The organism is Arcobacter sp. CECT 8985, from assembly GCF_004116495.1.
In the GTDB taxonomy this organism is placed as follows: Bacteria; Campylobacterota; Campylobacteria; order Campylobacterales; family Arcobacteraceae; genus Malaciobacter.
On record NZ_PDKC01000022.1, the window covers coordinates 16,259 to 41,805 of the forward strand.

The 25,547-nt window shown below is 26.1% G+C and carries 26 protein-coding genes and 1 other RNA gene; 17 read left to right on the forward strand and 10 right to left on the reverse strand.

The features are described 5' to 3' along the window. Window positions 1-14: 14 nt before the first annotated feature. Complete coding sequence (locus tag CRU93_RS09840; RefSeq protein WP_129104036.1) at window positions 15-809, reverse strand: AraC family transcriptional regulator; 795 nt, start codon at window positions 807-809, stop codon at window positions 15-17. 102 nt (window positions 810-911) lie between these two features. On the opposite strand from CRU93_RS09840, the gene queF reads away from it, so the two are divergent. The 5 genes from queF to CRU93_RS09865 all read left to right on the forward strand — a co-directional run bounded on the left by queF (window position 912) and on the right by CRU93_RS09865 (window position 3,848). Further along, on the forward strand, window positions 912-1,289 hold the full coding sequence (queF, locus tag CRU93_RS09845; protein ID WP_164967665.1) for a preQ(1) synthase: 378 nt from the start codon (window positions 912-914) through the stop codon (window positions 1,287-1,289). Between the two features lie 9 nt (window positions 1,290-1,298). Then, entirely contained in the window at window positions 1,299-1,907 is a 609-nt protein-coding gene (locus CRU93_RS09850) for a DNA-binding protein (protein ID WP_129104038.1), read from the forward strand. Window positions 1,908-1,985: 78 nt separating this feature from the next. Beyond that, window positions 1,986-2,438 carry a MarR family winged helix-turn-helix transcriptional regulator gene (locus CRU93_RS09855; RefSeq protein WP_129104039.1) on the forward strand — a complete coding sequence of 151 codons (453 nt, stop codon included), beginning with the start codon at window positions 1,986-1,988 and terminating at the stop codon, window positions 2,436-2,438. 40 nt (window positions 2,439-2,478) lie between these two features. Next, window positions 2,479-3,048: a YceI family protein gene (locus CRU93_RS09860; RefSeq protein ID WP_129104040.1), complete on the forward strand. Its 570-nt coding sequence runs from the start codon at window positions 2,479-2,481 to the stop codon at window positions 3,046-3,048. Between the two features lie 38 nt (window positions 3,049-3,086). After that, window positions 3,087-3,848 (forward strand): class III extradiol ring-cleavage dioxygenase, encoded by a 762-nt coding sequence (locus tag CRU93_RS09865; RefSeq protein WP_129104041.1) that lies wholly within the window; start codon window positions 3,087-3,089, stop codon window positions 3,846-3,848. Window positions 3,849-3,942: 94 nt separating this feature from the next. On the opposite strand, the gene CRU93_RS09870 is transcribed toward CRU93_RS09865, so the two are convergent. From CRU93_RS09870 to ffs, 3 genes are all read right to left on the reverse strand, one after another. Continuing rightward, window positions 3,943-4,386, reverse strand: coding sequence for a type II toxin-antitoxin system death-on-curing family toxin (locus tag CRU93_RS09870; RefSeq protein WP_129104042.1), 444 nt, complete (start codon window positions 4,384-4,386; stop codon window positions 3,943-3,945). A 1-nt stretch (window position 4,387) separates the two neighbouring features. Continuing rightward, on the reverse strand, window positions 4,388-5,404 hold the full coding sequence (locus tag CRU93_RS09875; RefSeq protein WP_128991815.1) for a DNA-binding protein: 1,017 nt from the start codon (window positions 5,402-5,404) through the stop codon (window positions 4,388-4,390). A 409-nt stretch (window positions 5,405-5,813) separates the two neighbouring features. Continuing rightward, window positions 5,814-5,910, reverse strand: an RNA gene (gene ffs, locus CRU93_RS09880) — signal recognition particle sRNA small type. Window positions 5,911-6,058: 148 nt separating this feature from the next. Between ffs and CRU93_RS09885 the strand changes: the two genes are divergently transcribed. Together CRU93_RS09885 and CRU93_RS09890 are read left to right on the forward strand one after the other, a co-directional pair. After that, window positions 6,059-6,976: a DMT family transporter gene (locus CRU93_RS09885; RefSeq protein ID WP_129104043.1), complete on the forward strand. Its 918-nt coding sequence runs from the start codon at window positions 6,059-6,061 to the stop codon at window positions 6,974-6,976. Further along, a complete protein-coding gene (locus CRU93_RS09890; protein WP_129104044.1) occupies window positions 6,973-7,395 on the forward strand; it encodes a YqaA family protein in 423 nt (140 codons plus the stop codon). The genes CRU93_RS09885 and CRU93_RS09890 overlap by 4 nt, the downstream gene beginning before the upstream one ends. Here the strand turns inward: CRU93_RS09890 and CRU93_RS09895 are convergent. Further along, window positions 7,387-9,282: a cache domain-containing protein gene (locus CRU93_RS09895; RefSeq protein WP_129104045.1), complete on the reverse strand. Its 1,896-nt coding sequence runs from the start codon at window positions 9,280-9,282 to the stop codon at window positions 7,387-7,389. The genes CRU93_RS09890 and CRU93_RS09895 overlap by 9 nt on opposite strands. Window positions 9,283-9,314: 32 nt before the next feature. Beyond that, window positions 9,315-10,214, reverse strand: coding sequence for an RluA family pseudouridine synthase (locus CRU93_RS09900; protein ID WP_129104046.1), 900 nt, complete (start codon window positions 10,212-10,214; stop codon window positions 9,315-9,317). Window positions 10,215-10,341: 127 nt separating this feature from the next. On the opposite strand from CRU93_RS09900, the gene purB reads away from it, so the two are divergent. The 5 genes from purB (at window position 10,342) to CRU93_RS09925 (ending at window position 16,554) form a co-directional block, all read left to right on the forward strand. Next, a complete protein-coding gene (gene purB / locus CRU93_RS09905; RefSeq protein WP_129104047.1) occupies window positions 10,342-11,670 on the forward strand; it encodes an adenylosuccinate lyase in 1,329 nt (442 codons plus the stop codon). A 35-nt stretch (window positions 11,671-11,705) separates the two neighbouring features. Beyond that, complete coding sequence (locus CRU93_RS09910; RefSeq protein WP_129104048.1) at window positions 11,706-14,090, forward strand: ribonucleoside-diphosphate reductase subunit alpha; 2,385 nt, start codon at window positions 11,706-11,708, stop codon at window positions 14,088-14,090. 81 nt (window positions 14,091-14,171) lie between these two features. Continuing rightward, on the forward strand, window positions 14,172-15,203 hold the full coding sequence (locus CRU93_RS09915) for a ribonucleotide-diphosphate reductase subunit beta (protein ID WP_129104049.1): 1,032 nt from the start codon (window positions 14,172-14,174) through the stop codon (window positions 15,201-15,203). Between the two features lie 332 nt (window positions 15,204-15,535). Beyond that, on the forward strand, window positions 15,536-15,793 hold the full coding sequence (locus CRU93_RS09920; RefSeq protein WP_129104050.1) for a hypothetical protein: 258 nt from the start codon (window positions 15,536-15,538) through the stop codon (window positions 15,791-15,793). A 2-nt stretch (window positions 15,794-15,795) separates the two neighbouring features. Then, entirely contained in the window at window positions 15,796-16,554 is a 759-nt protein-coding gene (locus tag CRU93_RS09925; RefSeq protein ID WP_129104051.1) for a nitroreductase family protein, read from the forward strand. A gap of 19 nt (window positions 16,555-16,573) precedes the next feature. Here the strand turns inward: CRU93_RS09925 and hcp are convergent, their stop codons facing one another. Next, window positions 16,574-17,899 carry a hydroxylamine reductase gene (gene hcp / locus CRU93_RS09930; protein WP_129104052.1) on the reverse strand — a complete coding sequence of 442 codons (1,326 nt, stop codon included), beginning with the start codon at window positions 17,897-17,899 and terminating at the stop codon, window positions 16,574-16,576. Between the two features lie 183 nt (window positions 17,900-18,082). On the opposite strand from hcp, the gene CRU93_RS09935 reads away from it, so the two are divergent. Together CRU93_RS09935 and CRU93_RS09940 are read left to right on the forward strand one after the other, a co-directional pair. Beyond that, on the forward strand, window positions 18,083-18,856 hold the full coding sequence (locus CRU93_RS09935) for an OmpA family protein (protein ID WP_129104053.1): 774 nt from the start codon (window positions 18,083-18,085) through the stop codon (window positions 18,854-18,856). A 2-nt stretch (window positions 18,857-18,858) separates the two neighbouring features. Beyond that, window positions 18,859-19,248, forward strand: a complete 390-nt coding sequence (locus CRU93_RS09940; protein WP_129104054.1) for a hypothetical protein — start codon at window positions 18,859-18,861, stop codon at window positions 19,246-19,248. Between the two features lie 170 nt (window positions 19,249-19,418). On the opposite strand, the gene CRU93_RS09945 is transcribed toward CRU93_RS09940, so the two are convergent. Genes CRU93_RS09945 through CRU93_RS09955 form a run of 3 tightly spaced genes read right to left on the reverse strand, consistent with a single transcriptional unit; the run spans window position 19,419 to window position 21,961 of the window. Continuing rightward, window positions 19,419-19,868, reverse strand: coding sequence for a low molecular weight protein-tyrosine-phosphatase (locus tag CRU93_RS09945; protein ID WP_129104055.1), 450 nt, complete (start codon window positions 19,866-19,868; stop codon window positions 19,419-19,421). Between the two features lie 4 nt (window positions 19,869-19,872). Further along, entirely contained in the window at window positions 19,873-20,589 is a 717-nt protein-coding gene (locus CRU93_RS09950) for a carbon-nitrogen hydrolase family protein (protein WP_129104056.1), read from the reverse strand. Beyond that, the gene (locus CRU93_RS09955; RefSeq protein WP_129104057.1) at window positions 20,564-21,961 is read right to left on the reverse strand and encodes a phosphomannomutase/phosphoglucomutase; all 1,398 of its coding nucleotides are present in this window, start codon (window positions 21,959-21,961) and stop codon (window positions 20,564-20,566) included. Before CRU93_RS09955 ends, CRU93_RS09950 begins: the two co-directional genes overlap by 26 nt. Before the next feature lie 96 nt (window positions 21,962-22,057). Between CRU93_RS09955 and CRU93_RS09960 the strand changes: the two genes are divergently transcribed. The 3 genes from CRU93_RS09960 to CRU93_RS09970 are packed head-to-tail and all read left to right on the forward strand — an operon-like array spanning window position 22,058 to window position 25,538. Then, a complete protein-coding gene (locus tag CRU93_RS09960; protein WP_129104058.1) occupies window positions 22,058-22,687 on the forward strand; it encodes a LysE family translocator in 630 nt (209 codons plus the stop codon). A gap of 50 nt (window positions 22,688-22,737) precedes the next feature. Further along, on the forward strand, window positions 22,738-23,655 hold the full coding sequence (locus CRU93_RS09965; RefSeq protein ID WP_129104059.1) for a cytochrome-c peroxidase: 918 nt from the start codon (window positions 22,738-22,740) through the stop codon (window positions 23,653-23,655). Beyond that, window positions 23,652-25,538 carry a PAS domain-containing sensor histidine kinase gene (locus CRU93_RS09970; protein ID WP_129104060.1) on the forward strand — a complete coding sequence of 629 codons (1,887 nt, stop codon included), beginning with the start codon at window positions 23,652-23,654 and terminating at the stop codon, window positions 25,536-25,538. The genes CRU93_RS09965 and CRU93_RS09970 overlap by 4 nt, the downstream gene beginning before the upstream one ends. The last annotated feature ends 9 nt before the right edge of the window (window positions 25,539-25,547 follow it).

Here is a 25,547-nt window from a genome sequence, read left to right on the forward strand (position 1 = left end):
AATTCAAAAATTAATTATTGTACAAAGTTGTCTTTATACTCTTTGGGAGTTGATGCAGTGATTTTTAAAAAATTTCTATGAAAATGACTTTGATCATAAAAACCACACTCTAAAGCAACTTCAACTATTGTATAGTTTTGTTTCAATAATTTTTTTGCAAGTTCTATTTTTAAATTTAGAAAAAATGAATAAACAGATATTCCAAACTCTTTTTTAAATAGTTTTATAATATAAAATTTTGATAAATCAAATTTTTTTGATAACTCTTCTAATGTTATATCTTTTTTTACATTTTGTTCTAAAAATTTAACTAAATTATCTATTTTTGTACTATTTTTTATTTTTAAAGGTTTGATATTTGAGTGATTTTCATAAATTTTAGTAATAAAATCAATTAAAATTAACTCTTTTTCTAGATATAGCATATTTGAAAAAATAGCTTCACAAACATTTATAAACTCATTGAATAGTTCTTTATTTTGAATTAATTCATCTTTAACATTTACAAACTCTTTAAAATCTAAAACATCACAAATCCAGTGTTTATTTAAATAAAGCATATAATACTCACTATTTTGTAGCTCTTTACAATTACAGCTATGTATTATATTGGGATTTACAATTGCCAAGTCATTTTTAGAAATTATATATTTATTATTTTTATTTTTATATTCTCTTTGTCCATTTATAACTGCGCCAATAGAAAAAATATCATGGTGAAAATGCTCTTTATATGATAAATTAGAAAAAGAGTATCTTAATTCCAAAAATGGTAAGTTTTTATCTGTATATATTTTTGTTTTTCTCATAGTTATTGTATTATATACTAAAGAAGTTTATATTGTTATCTTTGTAAGTATTTTTTTGATAAAATGGGCAAAATTTAATATTTAAAAGGTTATTTAATGGAAATGAAATATGGTGAAAAAGAGATTGTTGAATTTGATATAAATAGTAGTGAGCACTATTGGCCAAATAACAATGATAAAAGCTATGTAATAAATATTGAACTTCCAGAATTTATGGCGAAATGCCCAAGAAGTGGATATCCAGATTTTGCTACAATAAAATTAGAATATATACCAAATAAAAAACTTATTGAGTTAAAAGCTATAAAAATTTATATAAATACATTTATGTATAGATCAATTTCTCATGAAAACTCAGCAAATGAAATTTTTGATACTCTATACAAAAATTTAGAACCAAAATGGATGAAAGTTGTTGCAGATTTTAAACCAAGAGGTAATGTACATACTGTAATCGAAATAGATAGCGCAAAAATGTAAGGATGAGTCTTGGAGAGATTAGTAACTACATCTCAAGCCGCACAAATATTGGGCTTATCTCTTCAAGGTGTACACTATAGAATTAAAAATAATCAATTAAAATCAATAAAAAAATCTGGCAAAACTTATGTTTATATTAGTGAACATGTAGAAGATAAATCAAATGATAAACAACCACAAATAGTGGAAATAAAAGAGATAATTAAAGCAAAAGATGAGCAAATTAATCTACTTAAAAAAAATATGAAATGGATGAGAAAACAGTATAATTCAGAAATAAATAGATTAGAAAGAAATCAAAAAAAGATTATTACTGTATTTAATAGAGAAATTGAACTTCTGCAAAGCGCATTTAATGAGATGCGTTCAATATATAAACCACAAATAGAAAATAAGCAAGAAACTAAAGAAAAAACTTCAAATGAACAAAAAATGAGTGAAGTAAAATATCTTACTTTACAACAGTTTGCAAAAATGATGAAAGCATATGGAAAAAATGACTTAGAGATTAAGACTATTATCCTTACAGCTATCAAATCTCAAGATTCTAGGTTCTTATATAATAAAAAAACAAAAAAGATATTAATAAGAGATACTGATTTTAGGGATTTTTTATAGAAATTTTAAAATTTTCTTTTTTCACTCTTGACATTTAGTACTAATTAGTAGTATAATTTCACAAATGAAAGGAAAATGATGCAAAAAACAAGTCTTAAAAGTTATGGAAAAAGAACTGATAAAGTTATGAAGACAGTTGTAAGACTAGAAAGAGCAAGTCTTAAACTTCATAATATGACTGTAAATTATTTAGCAAATCACAACCTTACATTCAATCAGTTTAAAGTTTTAGAAGTATTGTACCATAGAGGTGATTTAAATGTAAGTTCAATTACAAAACTTACAATGAGTACACCAGGTAACATTACAGTAGTAATTAGGAACTTAAAAAGAGATGGCTGGATTACTTCAGTTAAAGATCCTAATGATAGTAGAGCTTCTATTTTAACTATTACGTCTAAAGGTAGAGATATAATAAAAAGTGTGTTTCCTTCTCATGCCCAAAATCTTCATGATTCCCTTGAAGTTTTAGATGATAATGAGTTAAATAGCTTATATGAGCTTCTAAATAAAGTGTATAAAGCAAATTAAAAATTTAAATAAAAATTACTAATTAGAACAAAGGAAAAAAATGAAAAATTTAGTAAAATTAGGTTTAGTTTCAATAGTAGCAGCAGGTTCATTATTCGCTGGAACATATAATGTTGATGCATCGCATTCAAATGTTGGTTTTAAAGTAAAACACTTAATGATTTCAAATGTTACAGGTAAATTTGATAAATTTAGTGGTTCTTTTGAATATGATGAAAAAACAAAAACATTAAAAAGTTTAACTGGTAATGTAGATGTTGCATCTATTAACACTGAAAATAAAAAAAGAGATGGTCACTTAAAATCAAAAGATTTCTTTGATGCAGCGAACTTCCCTAAATTAACTTTTAAATTAAAAAAAGTTGAAGATGATAAAGCATATGGTGTATTAACTATGAAAGGTGTTTCTAAAGATGTAGTTTTTGATTTTGAAAACAATGGAACTGTTAAAGATCCATGGGGAAATCAAAGAGTTGGTTTAGAATTAAGCGGAAAAATTAATAGAAAAGACTTTGGATTAAACTGGAATAAAGCACTAGAAGCTGGTGGTGTAATGGTTGGTGAAAACGTTAAATTAAATATCGAATTAGAAGGTATCCAAGCTAAATAATTAAAGGGGATTTCCCCTTTATATTTAGGAGTAAAGCCATGATTCCATCTTTATTTATATCACACGGTGGCCCTAATACAATTTTACACGATAACACAACAAAAAAAAGTCTAAAAAATATAACAAACGTTTTAAAAAATCCAAAATATATAGTTATTGTTTCTGCACACTGGTCAACTAGAAGTTTAGAGATAATAAGTCCTAATGCAAATAAAATAATGTATGATTTCTATGGCTTTGAAAAAGAGTTATATGAATACAAATATAAAATAAAAAGTGATTTAAAATATACAAATAAAGTATTAGATAAATTACAAAGTTTTGATGTTAGATTAAGTAACAAAGATAGCTTTGACCACGGAGTATGGACAGTTTTAGCAATGATGTATAAAAAACTTGATATACCTGTAATAAATATTAGTTTGCCACTTGGTTATAGTGCAGAAAAACTATTTTTATTGGGACAAAGTCTAAGAAGTTTAAGAAATGAAGCTCTACTAATATTTAGTGGTTCAATAACTCATAATTTATATGATTTATACCCAAGTTTAGATGCTCCTGTTAAAAAGTATGCATATACTTTTAATGAAAAAATAAAACAAATTTTAAAAACAGGTGACAAAGAGCAGTTATTGAATTATGAAAATATAGAGTACTTTAAGCAAAACCACCCCACTAAAGAGCATTTTCTTCCAATGCTAATTGCTTTAGGTACTTCAAAAAGCTATAAAGCTAAAAGTTTTAATAGTGAGATTGTTTATTCTAATTTATCAATGGAAAGCTACATTTTCGAAGATTAACAGACAAAAAAAAGAGTGCTATAAAGCACTCTTTAGACTCTTATATAATTTTTATAAGTACTTATAGAAATATTTCTTTTAGAGCACCAAAAAATTAATTTATTTGCCATACAGCTTCAATTATTTTCATTTTAGTTGATTCACTTAATTCATCTTCATTAATAATTGATACTAGAATTTCCAGTAATAATTTATCATTTATTTTACCTTCAGCGAGCCAAACTACAATTTCTTCCATATGATACATAAATCTTTTTATACAATAATCATATCCATTAATTTCTAAAAAATATGCCCCTAGTACTAAACTAGAACGTTTATTTCCATCATTAAATGGATGAAATTTATTTACAGCAATTATTAAATGTTTTAATTTTTCTTCAATTGTAGGATAATATAAATCATGTTGAATATGTTCTAAAGCACTTTCAAGTAAATGAATTTCTCTGTTTCCACACAAGCCACCACTTTTTTTTATAATCCAATCATGTACTTCAATAGCATGTTTTATATCAAAATAAAATATTGTTGAACTCATATTATCTATCTTTTAGTCGTTTTAAAATAGCTAGTGTTTCTGGGTCTGAAAGTCTTTCTTCTAATGTTTTACTTTTTTCTCCTAAGAATTTATCAAAATCCACTTTAGGAACAGATTCCACGTAATTTTCAAGTTTTTCATGTAATGCATCTCTGAAGCATAAATCCCGACTTGCCATTTTAGCTCTAGCATCATTAATATGTGGAGTAAGATATGGATTTTTAGCTGCTTTATCAAAAAGGTGATTTAATTCATCTGTAGATAATTTTCTTCCTAAATCTTCAAATTTTTCTTTCATTTCAGTAGCAATTCCATGTTCAAAAGAGGCAATAGCATTAAGAACTTCTGCATACATAGTGTCTCTTACACTATCTTTATCTTTTAAAGATAATATTTTTTTATATTCCTTTGCATTTTCTAGAAAAATAATTTGATATATTTTATTTGTATAAGTTGCATATTTCCATTTACTATTTGAATCTAAATATAAATCTAATGCATCAGTGAATTCTTTTCTATAACTAAATTCTTTATATGCTGAAGGTAGATATGATTCATCTCTTTGATTAATGAATTTTGTATGTCCACCTGATTTTTCAGCCATAACATCCAATACAATATCTAATATTTTATTTCTTATTTCTTTTGCTCTTTTACTCTCCGTAACTAACATTGCTAAGTTTAATACAGTACGAAAGGTAAATAACCCTAAAGAAGGACTTTGTGATATGTCACCGACACCAATGTCGGAGAGATAATTCTTAAAACTTTTAAGTTCTAAACCTTTAAGAACTTTATATCCATTTTTAGTTAGTTCTTCATTATGATTTTCTAAGTATCTTTCAATAGTACGAACATTTACATCTAATATTTCTGCTACTTTAACTTTACTAAAAATAGCTTCATTCTTCCAATATAATCCACCTAAATTTAGGTTTTCTTCTATTTTTTCAATGGCATAACCGTTATTTAAAATATTTTGTCTATTAGTAGTTGATGAAGTTAAATCTTTTTTCATATTTTCTCTTTTTATTTTATTAAAAAAACTTTTCTAGATTATACCTTTAAGTAGTTTAGATGAATACTTTTTTAATATTATATAATGATAATAATTTATTTTTCAAATTTTAGCTATTGTTCACCGATTAATTCAAAGTTGTTCTTTTCCCTTTTGTCAGATTGACTTGAACTTGCAAATTTAAATTTTCATAGTTTTTTCCAGAAGGTTTAACAATAATCCATCAACTTCAGTTATTTAGGCTTGAGATTTTTAAGTTTTATATCTACTAATGTTTTAGAAATTTTTTCATATCATTACATCAATGGTACATTGGATAAAATTAATTGAGATTGTTTATTCTAATTTATCAATGGAAAGCTACATTTTCGAAGATTAGTAGACAAAAAAAAAGAGTGCTATAAAGCACTCTTCTCCAGATACCCAAGCACACCACTAAGTAAGGTGCCTTGCTGTGTTCCCACCCTGGGGCGTTGTCTTAAAAAATGATTGCAAGGGTCTAAAGAAGAGCACTCAAAATACCTTGATATTTTCAGTGCTTTTCTTTAAGGAGCGTATTATACATCAAAAAACTTAAAACTACTTTTAAATTAAAAAGTAAAATTTAAGAAATTTTAGATATAACTCCATTATAATTTTATAAAAGAGTAGAAATTGAATACTAAATACAGCTTTATTGGAATAATCTCATTAATTTTTGCAATGTTTATCTGGGGTAGTTCTTTTATTGGATTAAAAGTTGCCCTTGAATATTATAATCCTTATACAATAATATTTGTTAGAATGGTTTTTGCTTCATTGTGTTTTGTAATTTTTATAAAAGAGTTTATTAAATATGATTTTACAAAAAAAGATTTAATGTATATAGTTTTATTATCTTTATTTGAACCTTGTTTATACTTTTTATTTGAAGTAAATGCTTTACAATTAACAACAGCTTCACAAGCAGGAATGATTACTTCTTTAGTACCTCTAATAACAGGAGTTTTAGCAGTTATATTTTTAAAAGAGTTAGTATCTAAACAATTTATTTTTGGCTCTTTTTTAGCTGTTTTTGGTTCTATTTGGTTAAGTTTAGAAGCTGTAACTTCTCTTAGTGCACCAAATCCAATATTAGGTAATTTCTTAGAGTTTTTAGCTATGTGTTGTGCATCGGGATATACAATAGTAGCAAAATATTTAACAAATAAGTTCTCTGCACTTTTTATTACTGCAAGTCAAGCTTTTATTGGTGCAATATTCTTTTTACCATTTGCAACTTATGAAGTTATAAATCATGACTTTGTGTTTAATATGGAAGGCTTTTTATGGATTATTTATTTAGGTGTTATTGTTACTTTAGGTGGGTATGGTTTATATAATTTTGCATTAACAAAAATAAATGCCTCAAAAGTATCTATTTATATAAATTTAATTCCTGTATTTACTCTTCTTTTAGCTTATTTTATATTAAAAGAAAAACTTTCATTTCAAGAAATAAGTGCTTCAGCGGTAATTTTATTTGGAGTATTTATATCTCAAATAAAAATTGTAATACCAAAAAAAATATTTAATTTTTTCAAAAAAATATGAGTACTTATCTTTTATTATTTGTTGTAAGTTTAGTCTCAGCTACACTTTTTCCTATGGGAAGTGAGGCTTTACTTATATTAAATATAAAAGATGGTTACAATATTTATTTATTATTATTGTTTGCAACAACTGGTAATGTTCTAGGTTCAATAATTAATTACTTTTTGGGTTTAAAAGGAGAAGAGTTTTTAATTAAAAAAAAGATTTTAGATTCTAAAAAAATAGACAAATACAAAATCTTTTTTGATAAATATGGATTTTATTCTCTATTTTTATCTTGGGCTCCTATTATTGGTGATCCAATTACTTTAATTGCAGGTGTTTTTAAATATAGTTTCAAAAAATTTCTTTTAATTGTTTTTATATCTAAATTTTTGAGATATCTTTTTTTATGTTTACTAACGCTATATTTAAGTTAATGGAATTTTAATTATAAAGTTCGCCCCATAATATTTTTTATTATTTGCTTCAAACATACTATTTTCTACTAATATTTCACCATTCATATGTTTTTCAATAATCTCTTTACTCATATAAAGACCTATTCCTGTTCCATTATCATTCTTTTTTGTCGTAAAATATGCATCAAAGATTTTTTCCATTATTTTTAATTTTATTCCTCCAGCATTATCTTTTATGCTAAAAATAATATTATTTTGTTTTTTATATGTTTGAATATAGATAATTTTATTTTCAATATTTTTTATCATAAGTTGGTCTCTTGCATTATTTAAAATATTGATTAGTACTTGAATTAGTTCATTTTCTAATTGTGTTAGCTCTACATTTTCAATTTTTTTAATCAACTTAATATTTTTTGATTTAAATTGTGTAGAAACTAAACTAATACTTTTTTCTAGTATAGATGATGTTGTAAATGTTGTTTTATTTTTATTTGGTTTAAAAAAGTTTTTGAAATCATCAATTGTTCTTGATAGATGTAAAGTTGCATCAATTATAATTTTTATATCAGAATTAAATTCTTTATCATTTAAAACTCCAAACTCTTTTTGAACTTTTATTCCTGATGCTGCAGTTGATATTAAAGATAAAGGTTGTCTCCATTGATGAGCTATATTTCCTATCATTTCTCCCATTGTTGCCATTTTTGATTGTTGTGTTAATAGTGTATCTTTTTGTCTATTCTTAGTAATCTCTTCATATACTTTCTGTTTATACTCAATAAATATTCTTTTTATTATATTTGACATATATGCAGAAATAATCAATAAAATAACTGTAATTGAAAAACTAATTAGTAATATATTAGTAATATATACTTTTTTATATTTTAAAGCTTCTTGTTTTTTCTGTTGTATTAACTTTTCTAATTTTGTTTTATAATATCCCATTCCTATTATCCATTTCCATTGAGGAATATTTATAATATATGAAGTTTTTTCTTTTAATTTATTTGATGTCATGTGTTCTTTATATGTCAAAAAACCATGTTCTTTCTTTTTTGCTAAATTAACTATCTTTTTAAATAATTCTTTATTTTTTATTTCATAATTTTTCTTCAATTTTTTAAGGTTTTTATGTCCTAAAACCTTTGCATTGTAGTTAATTACAAAAAGATATCTTTCATTTAATTTGTTTATTTTATTTATATATTTTAAAATATCTTCTTTTATAGAGTTTTCAAAATCTGATAAATACTCCCCTGTTCCAATTGATATATTAAGTGGTTTAAAATATTTGTAAAATGATATTTTCTTATATATCCTTTCTTTTTCTTTTTTTGGTTTGCTCCAATAATATGTATCGAATGTTTCAGTTTTATTTTTTATAGTATTGATTATTTTTTTTACGAAGTTATAGCCATTTGTATCTTTTAAATGTAGGTAGTTTTTATTTTCAAGATTTTCATTTAATGGATAAAGTAGATTATTTCCTTTTATATCATGTATAAAGTAATACCCTCTTCCATTATTAAATCTAATCTGCCTTAGTGCATCTTTTATCATTTTTAAAATAACAGTTTTATCTTTTGTTTTGTTTTCTAAATATATATTATATGCTATTGTATATGCTTCATCTACTCTATTTTTAAGTTCTTTTCTTAACTCATCTTCACTCTTATTTTTTTGATACATTATATACTGATAGAATTTTTTTACTTCTAATTGTATCTCTTCTTTACTTTGTTGAGTGAAAGTTGTCTCTATTTTTCTTATTTCTTTTTTATAGTAATTTTGATTATTTAATAAGAGTAAATATGTAATTAACATTGATAATAAAATTATAAAAACAATTGGAGCATATTTTATAATTTGTAATATTCTTTTTTCATTATTTTTTATCATTAAGACTATTATATATAATTATAATTAAAAATTCACATGTTAAAGTGATTTTTTAATAAGTTATTTTTTGAAAAAATCTTATAAATTCTATTTTTATATGAAAATTCTAAATAATTAGCATGTAACCAAAGTCTATAACTTCCTGTTTTTTGGGCTCTTAATTCTTTTTCTAAGGTTTTATTTAAATATCCTTCAGCAATTTCATCTTCAACTCCATAAATAGGATCTCCTACAATTCTATGTCCAATTGAATATAGATGAACTCTTATTTGATGCTGTCTACCTGTATGAGGAATAGCTTCTACTAATGATATATTCTTTTTTTTATTGTAGCTTATTGGTTTTATATATGTTAAAGACTCTTTTCCTTCTTCATATGATGTTGTCATTCTAACCCCAATTTGCTTACCTTCTTTTAAAATTTTACTATCTATTTTTATGGTTTTTTCAATTTTACCTTCAACAATTGCAAGGTATGATTTTTTATATTTTTTTTCTAAAAACATATTTTTTAATTCTACTTCACTTTTCTTATTTTTTGCAACAATAATAAGTCCAGAAGTTTCTGCATCTATTCTATGAGCAAGGTTTGCATATTCTCCAAAATGGTATCTTATTTCATCTAATAAAGAGTATTTTGTATTTTTTGAAATTGGATGTACCATAAGATTTGATGGTTTATCAAAAAGGGCAAAATCATTAAAATTTAATAATGGATTTAGACCTCTTGTATGTCCTTCAAACTGCGCTATATATATGAAATCTCCTCTTATTTTTTCTCCAATTTCATATGGGATTTTATTTTCATCAAAAACTCTATGTTTACTTAGATACTTTTGCGATAATTTGGGATTTAAAGAGATATTTTGTAATAAAAAATATTGTATTTTCTTGCCACTAATTGCGGTATATTTTTTTAAAATAAAAGGCACAAACTTTTCCTAAAAATTAAGTTTAAATTAACCAAATTTTAATAAAAAATTTTGGGTAACTTAGTTAATATATCATACATTAAAAAGCAATAAAAATTGATAAAAAAGAAAACAAGGGACTTACAATATGGTTGAAAGATATGCAAGAGAAGAGATGAGTTCAAAATGGACTATGCAAGCAAAATATCAAGCATGGCTAGATGTTGAAAAAGCTGTTGTTAAAGCTTGGAATAAAATTGGTTTAATTCCTGATGAAGATGCAAAAAAAATCGTAGATAATGCTGGTTTTTCTGTTGAAAGAATAGATGAAATTGAAGCAGTAACTAGACATGATTTAATTGCTTTTACAACAAGTGTATCTGAAACACTTGGTGAAGAATCAAGATGGTTTCATTATGGAATGACTTCTTCTGATACTGTTGATACAGCAGTCGCTTTACAAATGAAAGACTCTTTAGAATTAATCATCAAAGATGTAAAAATGATGATGGAATCTATTAAAAAAAGAGCACAAGAACATAAATTTACTTTAATGGTAGGTAGAAGTCATGGTATTCATGGTGAACCTATAACATTTGGACTTGTTCTTGCAGTATGGTATGATGAAATGGCAAGACACTTAGAAAATTTAGAACAAACAATGAAAGTTATTAGTGTTGGTCAAATTTCTGGTGCTATGGGTAACTTTGCACATGCTCCTTTAGAACTTGAAGAGTATGCTTGTGAAGAATTAGGTCTTCAACCAGCTCCTGCGTCAAATCAAGTTATTCAAAGAGATAGATATGCAAGACTTGCTTCAGCACTTGCATTATTAGCTAGTTCAATTGAAAAATTTGCTATTCAAGTTAGACATTGGCAAAGAACTGAAGTTTATGAGTGCGAAGAGTTTTTTGCAAAAGGTCAAAAAGGATCTTCAGCAATGCCTCATAAAAGAAATCCAATTTTAACTGAAAATATTACAGGTCTTGCAAGAATAATCAGAGCATATGCAACTCCTGCAATGGAAAATGTAGCATTATGGCATGAAAGAGATATATCTCACTCTTCAACTGAAAGATTTTGGTTACCAGATGCGTTTATTACAACAGATTTTATGCTTCACAGAATGAACAATGTTATCTCAAACTTAACAGTAATGCCAGAAAATATGATGAAAAATCTTAATTTAACTGGTGGATTAGTATTCTCTCAAAGAGTATTACTAGAATTACCAAAAGCAGGTGTAAGTAGAGAAGATGCATATAAAATCGTACAAAGAAATGCAATGAAAGTTTGGGAAGAAATTCAACATGACAAACCAACAACAAATGATAAAGGTGAGTCTATATATTTAGAACACTTATTATCTGATGAGGATTTAAGAGCTAAATTAAGTGAAGAACAAATTAGAGAATGTTTCAACTATGATTACTATACAAAAAATGTAGATGCAATTTTTAACAGAGTTTTTAAATAATTTATAATAATTCCACACAAAAAAAGGCAACAATAATGACAATAATGATTCAAAAAAGAAATGGTAGAAAAGAGATCTTAGATATTACTAAGATTCAAAAAATGACAATTGAAGCAACAGAAAATTTAGATGGTGTAAGCCAGAGTGAATTAGAATTAGATGCAAAGATTAAATTTGTTGATGGTATGAGTTCATCAGATATTCAAGATGCATTGATAAAAACAGCTGTTGAAAAAATTGATATTGATGTTCCAAATTGGACTTTTGTTGCTGCAAGATTATTTTTGTTTGATTTATATCATAGAGTTGGTAAAGAGACTCATGGTGTAAAAGGTGATCCTTATTGTCATATTTCAGAATATTTAAAATTTGGTAAAAAAGCAGAAAGATTACTTCCTGCACTTGGTGAAGGGTATGATTTAGATGATTTAAATGATTATATTGACCCTTCAAGAGACCTTTTATTTAATTATCTTGGAATTAAAACACTTTATGATAGATACCTAATTAAAAACAAAAAAGGTGAGCCAATAGAGCTACCACAGCACATGTTTATGGCAATAGCTATGTTCTTAGCACAAGATGAAGAAGATAAACAACAAAAAGCAAAAGAGTTCTATGACGTAATTTCTAAATTTGAAGTTATGTTAGCAACTCCAACACTATCAAATGCAAGAACAAATAGACATCAACTTTCATCTTGTTATATTGGTTCAAGTCCAGATAATATTGAAGGTATTTTTGATGGATATAAAGAGATGTCACTACTTTCTAAATATGGTGGTGGTATTGGTTGGGATTGGAACCAAATCAGAGCTTTAGGTGGAGTAATAGATAACCACAAAAGTGCTGCAGGAGGAATTATTCCTTTCTTAAAAATTACAAATGACTTAGCAATTGCAGTTGACCAACTAGGAACTAGAAAAGGTGCAATTGCAGTATATGTTGAACCTTGGCATATGGATATTGTTGATTTCATTGATTTAAAGAAAAATTCAGGTGAGGAAAGAAGAAGAACACATGACTTATTCCCTGCACTTTGGATAACTGATTTATTTATGGAGAGAATTTTAGAAGATTCTCACTGGACTTTATTTGATCCATATGAAGTAAAAGATTTAAGTGAACTTCATGGTGAAGAGTTTAAGAAAAAATATTTAGAGTATGAACAAGATGAGACTTTGACAAAAGATACAATGAAAGCAAAAGATTTATGGAAAAAAATCTTAACTTCATATTTTGAATCGGGAAGTCCATTTTTATGTTTTAAAGATAATGCAAATAGAGTAAATCCAAATCAACATGTTGGACATATTAGAAGTTCAAATCTTTGTACAGAAATATTCCAAAATACAAACCCTAACCACTATAAAATAAAATTAGAGTTTGAAGATGGAACTATTGAAACATATGAAGAAAATGATATTATTAAAGTAGATGCAGGGCAAGAAAAAAAAGCAAATAAAATAACTGCACTTGATTCTATAAACGGTAAAAAAGTATTTATTGTAGAAAAAGAAAAAATTGATGGAGATACAGCAGTTTGTAATCTTGCTTCAATTAATCTTTCTAAAATAAATACAAAAGAGGATATTGAAAGAGTTGTACCAACTGCAATTAGAATGCTTGATAATGTAATTGATTTAAACTTTTATCCATTAAGAAAAGTAAAAGCAACTAACTTAAAATCAAGAAGTATTGGTCTTGGTGTTATGGGTGAAGCACAAATGTTAGCAGAACACCAAATTATGTTTGGTAGTGAGCAACACTTTAAAAAGATTGATTCAGTAATGGAAGCAATTTCATATAATGCAATTAAATCTTCAAGTGAACTTGCAGCTGAAAAAGGAGTTTATCCTACATTTGAAGGTTCAAATTGGTCAAAAGGTATTATGCCTCATGATCATGCACCTCAAGCAGTACAAGCTTTAGTAACAAAAGATTTATTTGATGGTGGTTATGATTGGGAGCAATTAAGAGAACAAGTTAAAAAAGATGGTATGAGAAATGGTTACCTAATGGCTATTGCTCCAACGTCATCTATTTCTATTCTTGTAGGTACAACTCAAGCAATAGAACCAGTTTATAAAAGAAAATGGTATGAAGAGAACTTAAGTGGACTTATTCCCGTTGTTGTTCCAAAACTTAGTCCAGAAACTTGGCAATATTATATTCCAGCATATGAAGTTGAACAAACAGATATTATAAAAGCAGCTTCAATTAGACAAAAATGGATAGATCAAGGTCAAAGTACAAATATCTTTATGAGTTTGGATAAAGCAAGTGGTAAATATCTACATGATATATATACATTAGCTTGGAAACTAGGACTTAAATCTACATATTATCTAAGAAGTCAATCTCCAGAAGCCAATAATGACGTTGAAGATAGAAGTATGGAGTGTGCAGGTTGTCAATAAGATAACCTTACACTTTACAAGTACAAAAGTATAATTAATTGTTATAAGATAAACATATTTTAAATTTTAGAGGAAATCCTAATGGATAGAAAAACGATATATAACCCAGACTCAAAAGAGAACTTAACAGATAGAAGAATTTTTGGTGGAAATCCAGATGGTATGATTAACTTCACTAAAATGAAATACCAATGGGCATTGAATCTTTGGGATACTATGGAAGCTAATACTTGGTTTCCAAGAGAAGTTCAAATGACAAATGATGCTAAAGATTATAAATATCTAAGTCCAGCAGAAAAAAGAATGTATGATTTAGTACTTTCACAACTTATTTTTATGGACTCTTTACAAACAAATAATCTAATGGATAATATCAATCCATACATCACTGCACCAGAAGTAAATGCATGCCTTTCAAGACAATCTTATGAAGAGGCAAATCATTCAAAATCATACGCAGTAATGGTAGAATCAATTTCTGATAATACAGATGAAATTTATGATATGTGGAAAACAGATCTTAAATTAAGAGAAAAAAACAACTATATTGCAGATGTATATAAAAGCTTAGCAGCAGGCGATGGAGAGATGATTACAGACGAACAAATAGTATTGGCAATGTTTGCAAATCAAATCTTAGAAGGGTTATATTTCTATGCAGGATTTGCAGCAATTTATGCTCTTGGTAAATCAGGTAAAATGCTTGGAAGTTCTCAAATGATTAGATTTATTCAAAGAGATGAAGTAACACATCTTTTACTTTTCCAAAATATGATTAACTCAACAAGAAAAGAAAGACCAGAATTATTTACTTCTGATTTAGAAGAAAAAGTAAGAAGCATGTTTAAAAAAGCTGTAGAACTTGAGTCATCTTGGGGAACATATATCACACAAGGACAAATTCTAGGATTTACAGATGCAATTATTACACAATATATTCAACACTTAGCAGATAAAAGATTAGAAGCAGTTGGATATAAACCAATGTATAATGTAAAACACCCTATTCCTTGGGTTGATGGCTATGCTTCATTTAATGACCAAAGAACTAACTTCTTTGAAGGAAATGTTGTAAACTACTCAAAAGGTTCGATTAATTTTGACGACTTCTAAAAAAAAGAGTTTTATTAATAGCTCTTTTTAGAAATTTCTGCGTTATCGCGGAAATTTCATCACTCACTTACAATAGTAAGTTCCTAATAAAATTATCACTCTAGCCTTGAACTTTCAAAAAATAACTATCACTAAAACTCTTTTAGTTTAATATATAATAAGAAATTAACAATTAGCTGGTTGCTTTTTGTAATACTTTTTTCAATAAAAAAGTATTATTCTTTATAAAATAAGCCATTTAAATACTCACCTTAACAAAACCATTAAATCAACATAATAATCACTTTAAAAGCTATTTATGTTTAAAATAACACATATTTAAAAGGATATAAATGCTAAAAGAAAAAACACAAGATTTTTTAAGAGCTCAGATTATGGATTTGAATGATTTTAACTACTCATTTGAAGAAGATGGTGAGTATTTACATGTAATTTTTGATGAGATTTTTTCAAAAAAAATACAAAAAGAGTTTACATTTAAACTTGTAAATGATACTTTATATATGCACTCTATTTCTTATGGGTGGAAACCTGTACAAAAAGGTGCTTCAAATAAATATTTTTGGATAGATTTATTATACGAGGATTAAATATGAATGAAATTATAAAACAGTTATCAAATAGACATTCCATTAGAGAATTTACAGGTGAGTCTGTAAGCGATGAAGACTTAAATCTTATATTAAAAACAGCACAAAGATGTCCTACTTCAGTAAATGGACAACAAATTTCAATAGTTTATACACGAGATAAAGAAAAATTAAAAAAAATAAGTGAACTTTGTGCAAATCAAGAGCATATTAAAAATTGTGATGTATTTTTTATGTTTGTAATTGACTACAATAGAATCTCTCATGCTTTAGACTCAATTGGGCAAGAGCAGATGATTCAAAAATCAGCTGAAGGTATTATTGTTGGTTCAGTTGATGCTGGTATTATGTTAAGTTCTTTACAAACAGCAGCTGAGTCTTTAGGTTATGCAACTACAGCAATTGGTGCAGTAAGATTAAGTCCAGATGAATTTATAAAGCTTTTGGATTTACCTAAAAACACTTATCCATTAGTTGGATCAACTTTAGGTGTTCCTACACAAAGTGCAAAAAATGCACCTCTTAAACCAAGAATTCCACTTGAGTCTTTTGCTTTTGAAGATAAATATGATGATGAAAAAGCAAAAAAAGGTATTTTTGAGTATGAAAAAATGCTAAAAGATTTTAGACAAGCAAATGGTATGGATTATAAAACTTCATACAATCTTGATATGGCAAGATTTTATACTAAAAGTTATACAAGAGATGTACAAAAAACTTTTGAGAAACAAGGTTTCATTTTTGAAGATAGTGATAAGTAGCTTCAAAGCTACCTATCTTCTAAGCTATTAATAGTTTTTTCAAATCATCTTTTGCATTTGTTGTAAGAGATAGATTAAATGTTTGGCTTAAAAACTCAAATATATCTTCATTTACAAATTGAGGTGGTTTTGGACCTAAATGAATATTTTTTACTCCAAGTGAGAAAAGTGCAAGTAAAATCACCACTGCTTTTTGTTCCATCCATGAAAGTACAATAGATATTGGAAGGTCATTTATAGGTGTTTGTAAGGCTTGACTTAATGCTTTTGCTATCTCTACTGCACCATTACTATCATTACACTGTCCTAAGTCTAAATATCTAGGAATATCAGTACCTTCAATAGTTCCAAAATCTATATCATTAAATCTAAACTTACCACAGCTAGAAGTTAAAATTACTGTATCTTTTGGAAGATTTTGTGTTAATTCTCTATAGTATTCTCCTGGTTTACCTGGTGCATCGCAACCTGCAACTACAAAGAACTGTTTTATTTTTTTAGTTTTAATTGCTTCTAAAATTTGAGGTGCTAATGTTAGTATTGTTTTATAATGGTGTCCTGTAACTAATGAACTATCCTCATTTAAATCAATTCCATTTGCATCTTTACATTCAAGTGTTCTTTTGATTAGTTCATCGAAGTTATCATCTTCTATTTTATTTGCACCTTCTACTCCTACAATTTTATATGTAAATAATCTATCTAAATAATCGCAGTTTTTCTTTGGAGGAACGATACAATTTGTATTTACTACAAATGTACCTGTAAATTTTTTCATTAATTCTGCTTGGTCAAACCATGCTTTTCCTACATTTCCTTTTAGGTGTTTATATTTTCTTAGTTGCGGATATCCATGTGCTGGTAACATTTCAGAATGAGTATATATATTAATTCCTTTATCCTTTGTAGCTATTAGTAGTTTTTCTAACATATCTAAGTTGTGACCACTAACTAAAATTGCTTTACCTTCAACTTTGTTTTGAGAAACTTTTACAGGTGTTGGTATACCAAATCTTGAAGTATGGTTATTTGATAGTTTGTCCATAACTTCAACTGCTGCACTTCCAACTTTCATTAGTTGATTTATATGGTCATTAAAATTAAAATTTACATTTGTAAGCGTAAAATATAAAGTTTCACTAATTACATCATCTATTTGTTTTGTTTGTTGGGGATTTAATTCATTTAAATGCTCTCTATAAGCACTTAATCCTTTAAGTCCAAAAATCATTATATCTTGTAATTTTGATAAGTTTTCATCTTTTCCACAAGTGCCAACAACAGCACCACTACTTCCACAGCCATTTTTTTGACTCATCTCACATTGATAACAAAACATACTCATATTTTTTCCTTAATTTTTTTATTTATTATATTAATTAAGGTAAATTAGTGCATTGATTTTAATCAATGACATTTAAAATGTTTATTTTATAATAAAGTAATTTATTAATTTTAGCTCTTGCTTTTACCTCCTCTTAGAAAACTTAAGATATAATAATTAAATTTCATGGAAAGAGTGGTATAAATGAATTTAGGTAAAAAAATTTTTTTATTAACTTTGTTACTATTATTGCTAATAGTTTCATGTGTATATAGACATACTAAAGAGTTTATGGATGAAGGTCTTATAGCCGAGTCTAAAGTTGTAAAAGATCAAACGAATAGTAAGATTCAAACAACTATTCCTACAGAAAATAAATCAGAAAAGCCACCCCTTTTACAATCTGATAATCAAGAAAAAAATCTAAAAAATAATATTGATGAACAAAAAGTTATTGATGAAAAACTAGATAATTCTAGTGAAAAAATAACTAATCAAGACAGTATAAATAAAAAAGAAGAAATTAAAAAACCTGAACCAATACAATTAATTAGAATAGATAAAGGTTACAGACGTTCAAATGGTGAGTTTTTCTATTATGAACTATCACCAAAGTCAAAAGCAATTCAAGATAAATTATATAATATTATGAGAGATGAAAAATTTGTATTTGTAGGAAAAGAGAAGATTGAATATACAAAAAAGAACGATGAGATATTAAATAAAATAATTAAAATAATGAATGATAATCCAAATTTGAAGTTTGAAATAGCTGGGCATGTATTGATTGACAAAAATAATGAAAAGTACAATAAATATATATCTGTTATGAGAGCAGCAAATATAAAAAAAGAGCTGATTTCAAGAGGTATTTCAAAAAGGAGAATGAAAGGGCGAGGTTATGGAAGTAAAATACCCTTAATTCAAGATAAAGTCAAATTAATTAATAGAATTGAATTTAATATTATAGGAGAATAGTTGTGATAGAAATAGCTTCAAAAATTGTAATATGTTTAGTTATTGCAGCATTTATAGGTTTTTTAATAGGTTTTTTAATAGGAAAAGCGACAAGAAGACAAGAGTATGCATCAGTAGATACATCATCTAAAAAAGTTGGAAATATTTATAATAAACCATTGATATTTAGTTGTCCAAGACCAGCTGGAAAAGATGATTTAAAACAAATAGAAGGGATTGATTCCTTTATTGAAGCACAGTTAAATCATATGGGAATTTTTCATTTTGATCAAATATCAAACTGGACAGATAAAAATTGTGAGTGGATTGAAAACTATCTTGATATAAATGATAGAATAAAAGAGGAAAACTGGGTAGAACAAGCTAAAAATTACTCAAAAACAAGTGTTTGAATGTAACTAAATTGAAATCAGTATAAATTATAATTATATTATCTTTTAAAACGAGGTAAGAGTTATGATAACTGAGTATTCTTATTTGTATATGGCAACAGCAGGATTTCATTTAGTTGGGTTTTTAACTATTCTTTTTCTTCAAAGATATAATATTATATAAACAAAAGTTAACACTTTTGTTTAATTAGTTCCTTCACACAGCAATCTATCATAGAATAAACCTTATCAAATCCTTTAAAATCTTCAAAGAAAAATGGATCAGGTACATCTTCATCGTTAAAACCAAATGAACCTAGTTTTACGGGGTTTTTGCACCCTATTCTTTTCAAATCTTTCATATTTTTATCATCAAGTCCAACAACCAAATCATAAACATAGAAGTCTTCAAGTCTAACTTGTCTTGCTATTTGTCTTGAGATATCAATTCCATTATTTAATGCAACTTTAATTGAGTTATCACAAGGGTTTTCTCCTATATGCCAACTTCCTGTTCCTGCACTATCAATTATCAAGTCTAAATTATTATCTTTTGCATATTTTTTTGCAATACCTTCTGCTATGGGTGATCTACAAATATTACCTAAGCACACAAATATTATTGATTTTACTTTTTCCATAAATTTATATTCCTACATTCAGATATTTTCTCATCTGCTCTATTTTGTATTTATTAAACTCTAAAGATAAAACTTCTTTAGAATCATCTAATATTGATTCTCCAAAGGGATCTATAATTGCACTACTTTTACAGTAAGCTTTATATGCACTATTTGAAGCCATTACATAGCATTGATTTGCTATTGCAAGTGCTTTTGTAAGTGTTTCATAATGCTCTTTTCTATCTTTCCCCCACATTGAAGGTACAAGTATTATATCTGCACCTTTTAATCTATCCCAATATTTAGTAAATCTAAGTTCAAAACATATAAGAGTGGCTACTTTTAATTCACCAATTTTATATATTTTAATTTTTTTATCATCTTTTGGTTTTGTAAAGTATTTTGTCTCATTTCCAAGTTCAAATAATCTATATTTATCTTGAAAATATAAAATTTTTGTTTTATAAAAAAGAAAAAATCTATTAAAAAAATTGCCATTTTCTTTTACTATTAAAGTAATACCAATTTTTTTATTTGATGATGCTTCAAGTAGTTTCAAAATTGCTTTTTCACTAAAGTTTGCTGCTTTTTCTAAATTATCATAAGAGTAACCAGTTAAAGCAAGTTCACTTGCAAGAATAAAGTCATTATCCTTACAAGTATTTATTTGTTTTATAATATTTTTTAGATTTTGTTCAAAATCATCTTTTATATTAGTTTGAAGTGTTACTAAGTTCATCTTTTGCTTGTTGTATAAGTTTATTTACTTCTTCTTCATATTCAACTGCTGTTTTTTCATCTGTTGATTCAAATCTTGTTACAAGAACTGGTGTTGTATTTGATGCCCTTACAAGTCCCCACCCATGTCTAAAGTTTATTCTTACACCATCTACATCTATAATATCTACAATCTTAGGAAATGTTGCTGGAGGATTTTCAAGTAATTCTTTTATTTTATTTACAAGTGCAAATTTCTCATCTTCAGTTGTTTTTACTTTTATCTCTTCTGTTGAGTATGTTTTAGGAAGTTTTTCTATCTCTTTGTCTATATTCATTCCATTTTTTAGAAGTTCTAATATTCTAAAAGTTACATAAACAGCATCATCAAAACCAAAAAATCTATCATTAAAGAAAATATGTCCTGAAACTTCTGCTGCAAGGTGGGCATTTACTTCTTTTAGTTTTACTTTTAGATTACTATGTCCAGTTTTGTACATGATGGCTTTTCCCATCTCATTTATTAAATCATACATTACTTGTGTACATTTAACTTCACCAACAACAATAGGATTTTTCATAGTTTTTGCAAAAAGTAATGCTAAAATATCACCTTTTACATTATATTTTTTAGTTAAAAAAGCTATTCTATCAGCATCTCCATCATAAGCAAAACCAAATTTTGCATCACCTTTTAGTACTTCTTGTAAATCTTTTAAATTTTCTTCAACACTTGGGTCTGGGTGGTGATTTGGGAAAGTGCCATCGGGTTTACAATATAAACCTTCATAATTTAATTCTAGTTTATCTAATATCTCACATAAAACAGTATTTGCAACTCCATTTCCACAATCAATTGCAAATGGAACATCAAAACCTTTTAAATCTTTAAACTCATTTACCATATAGTTTATATATAAAGCTTTGGCATTAATTTTTTCATATTGTTTATGATCTTCTATTTTTAAATCTTGATTTTTAATGATTTCATCACCAAGTTTATAAATATCATCTGCAAAGAATGGCTTATTATTTATAGTGATTTTAAAGCCATTATATTCACTAGGATTGTGACTTCCTGTTATCATAACAGAAGCATTTGGTCTAATCCCATTAAACTCTTGATAAGATGCAAAATAATTAACTCCAGTTGCAACTAATCCTATTCCTAGAACTTTTACTCCAGCTTTATTAAAACCACTTGTTAAATACTCAAATAGTAATGGCGAGTGTGTTCTTGCATCATATCCTATAACTACATAAGGCTTTTCATTTGTTCTTTTTTTTACTTCTAAACCAAGATAATATCCTATAAGTTTCACACTTTGTTCATTTAATTCTTGATCAACAATTCCTCTAATGTCGTACTCTCTAAAAATCGATTTTTTTATCATAATGCCCTCAGCAATATTTTTTCATAATTATATCGTTTGAAGCTTTAATAGTAATAACTTTATTTATGATATAATAAATTTTTTAAAGGAGAAAAAATGATAGAATTATCCAATTTATATATGTTTATATTAGCATCTTTTTTACTGTGTTTAGTGCCAGGTCCTGACAATATTTATGTTATAACTCAAGGAATGACAAAATCAAAAAAAGCAGCTGTGGTTACTACTTTAGGATTATGTACAGGACTTATTATTCATACAAGTGCAGCAGCATTTGGAATATCAGTAATTTTTAAAACTTCACAAATTGCTTTTGATATTGTTAAGTATTTAGGTGCTGCGTATTTACTTTATATTGCATATCAAGTATTTATTCATAGAAATGAACCACTTGATTTAACAGCACATAGTTCCAAAAAAGGATTAAAAGCATTATACTTAAAAGGATTTATTATGAATATCTTAAATCCAAAGGTATCAATATTCTTTTTAGCTTTTTTACCACAATTTGTAAGTGTTGAAAATGGAAATGTACCTTTACAGATGATAATCTTGGGATTGATTTTTATGTTACTTACTGTTATTGTCTTTTCTTGCATAGGAGTTGCTGCAAATATGCTAAGTTCAAAACTGCTTCAAAAACCAAAAATCGTAACTTATATGAATATTGCAACCTCTTTTGTATTAGTAAGCCTTGGTATAAAATTGGCTCTTACCCATAGATAATGACACTTTTGATACTAGTATTATTATAAAAATTGTGATAAAATAATAATATGAACATTATAATATTATTATTTTTAACAATTTTTTCATTATATCCAAAAGAATTAATTTCACCTATAAAAGTACAGCAAAATTATAATCTACAAAAGGCTCTATTAGGAAAAAAATTATTTTTTGATACTAGATTAAGTAAAGATAATACAATATCTTGTGCTTCGTGTCATGATATAGAAAATGGAGGGGATGATAATAGAGATTTTTCTATTGGCGTTGGTAATAAAAAAGGAAAAGTAAACTCCCCTACTGTATTAAATAGCAAATATAATTTTACTCAATTTTGGAATGGTAGAGTAAAAGACTTAAAAGAACAAGTTTCTGCACCTATTCACAATCCAATAGAGATGAATTCATCTTTAAATGACGTAGTAAAAAAGCTAAAAGAAGATAACTATTATAATAAACAATTCAATCTACTATTTAAAGATGGTTTAACAAAAAAAAATTTAGTTGATGTTATTGCAGAGTTTGAAAGTGCTTTGGTAACACCTAATTGTAAATTTGATAGATATTTAAAAGGTGATGAAAAAGCTTTAAGTAAACTAGAGTATGAAGGCTATATACTATTTAAAAATTATGGTTGTATATCTTGTCATAATGGAATAAATATTGGTGGAAACCTTTTTCAAAAAATGGGAATTTTAAAAAAGTATAAAACAAAAGATTTAGGAAGATATGAAGTTACAAAAGATATAGATGATAAAAACTATTTTAAACTTCCTACATTAAGAAATATAAGTGAAACTGCTCCATATTTCCATGATGCTTCAGCAAAAACTTTAAGAAAAGCAGTATCAATAATGATGGAATATCAATTAGGGATAAAACCTAAAAAGAGCGATGTTGATAAAATTGTAAAATTTTTGGATACTTTAACTGGACATAAACCTAAAATAATGGATAATAAATGAAAAAGATATTTTTTATAGTTTCTAGTTTTATATTTTTGTTATTTATATTGATTTTTACAACAATTCATTCAAATAGTAGAATAGATGATTTTTTTAAGATGCAAAAAAATATCTCTGATCTTGTTTTGACAAATAAAAATTTTAATATTTTTATGTCAAGTAGTATTTCTTATAATAATTTTGATTTAATTCAAAAAGATATTTTTAAAATAAAATCAATAATAAAACAGATAAAAAAAAGTGAACTTCTAAACAATGAATTAAACTCTTTAAAACCTGATTTTGAACATATAAATAAACTATTTGAAAAGAAAATAATAAATATTGAAAAACTAAAATCTTCAAGTGCTGTTTTAAATAATTCTTATAGATATATTCAAACTATATATGAAAAATCACCAGAAGCTAAATTAAGTAAAATATATACAAAATTAATAGGCTTAGAGCTAAATAGTGAAATAGAGATAAATAAACTTAAAACAAACATAGAAAAAATCAAAATTAAAAGTGATTTTGAAAAGATATTTATAGAACATGCTAAAAATATTTTATTTTATTATAACAGATTTAATAAACTAACAACAAATATAAAAAATCTTGAATTAAAATCAAAATTAGAAGAGTTTGAAAAAAAATACAATAATTATTCATATGTATTTATTAATGATTTGAAACTTGTATTATGGAGTATTATTATAATATTTGCAGTTAGTTTATTGATATTTTTATATTATTATTCAAAAATTGCTTATCAAAAAATTCAATTAAATAGGTTCAAAACAGCAGTACAAAATAGTGATAATATTATTATGATAACCGATTATAATAAGATAATAAAGTATGTAAATGATAATTTTGAAAATTATAGTGGATATGAAAGAAGTGAAATTATTGGACAAAAAGCTTCAATTCTAAAATCTGGACTACAAAGTAAAAGTTTTTATAAAAATCTAAATGAAACTATATATGCAGGGCATAGATGGATGGGAGAGTTTATAAATAAAACAAAAAATAAAGAGTTGATTTATGAAAAAGCTTCAATATCTCCTATTTTTGATGAAAAAGGTAATATTCTTGAGTTTTTAGCTATTAAACTTGATATAACAAATGAAAGAAAAATAGAAAAAGAATTAAAAAACAAAGAACATATCTTGATGCAACAAGCAAAAATGGTAGCTTTGCATGAATTACTTGATAGTATATCTCACCAATGGAGACAACCTTTATCAGCTATTTCAACTGCAGCAAGCGGAATAAAATTAAATAAAGAGTTTGATTCTTTAGACGATAAGACTTTTAATAAACTTATGGATTCTATTATAGATAATACTCAGTACTTATCAAAAACAATTGATGATTTCAAAAATTTTTTTAAAACAGATAATGAAAACAGACTATTTAATATCAAAGAGACTATAAATAAAGTATTTAATCTATTAAGTTATAAATTTAATGAAAATAAAATAGAACTTATTAAAAATATAGAAAATATTAGTATTGAAGGTCTAGAACATGAACTTATACAATCTTTAGTAAATCTTTTTAATAATGCACAAGATGCAACAAAAAGAAACCTAACAAAAGAAAGTAGAAAGCTAATATTTTTGAATGCTTATGGTGATGATACAAAAAATCTAATTATTAAAATAAAAGATAATGCAAATGGAATTGATGATAAGATAATTGATAAAATTTTTGAACCTTATTTTACTACAAAACATCAAAGTCAAGGTACAGGAGTTGGACTTTATATGACTTATGAAATTATTTCAAAACATTTTAATGGAAAAATATATGTAAAAAATGTATCATATGTATATGAAAATATTGAGTATAAAGGTGCAGAGTTTACTATTAAGATACCTACAAAAATCAAATATTAGGTAGTTATA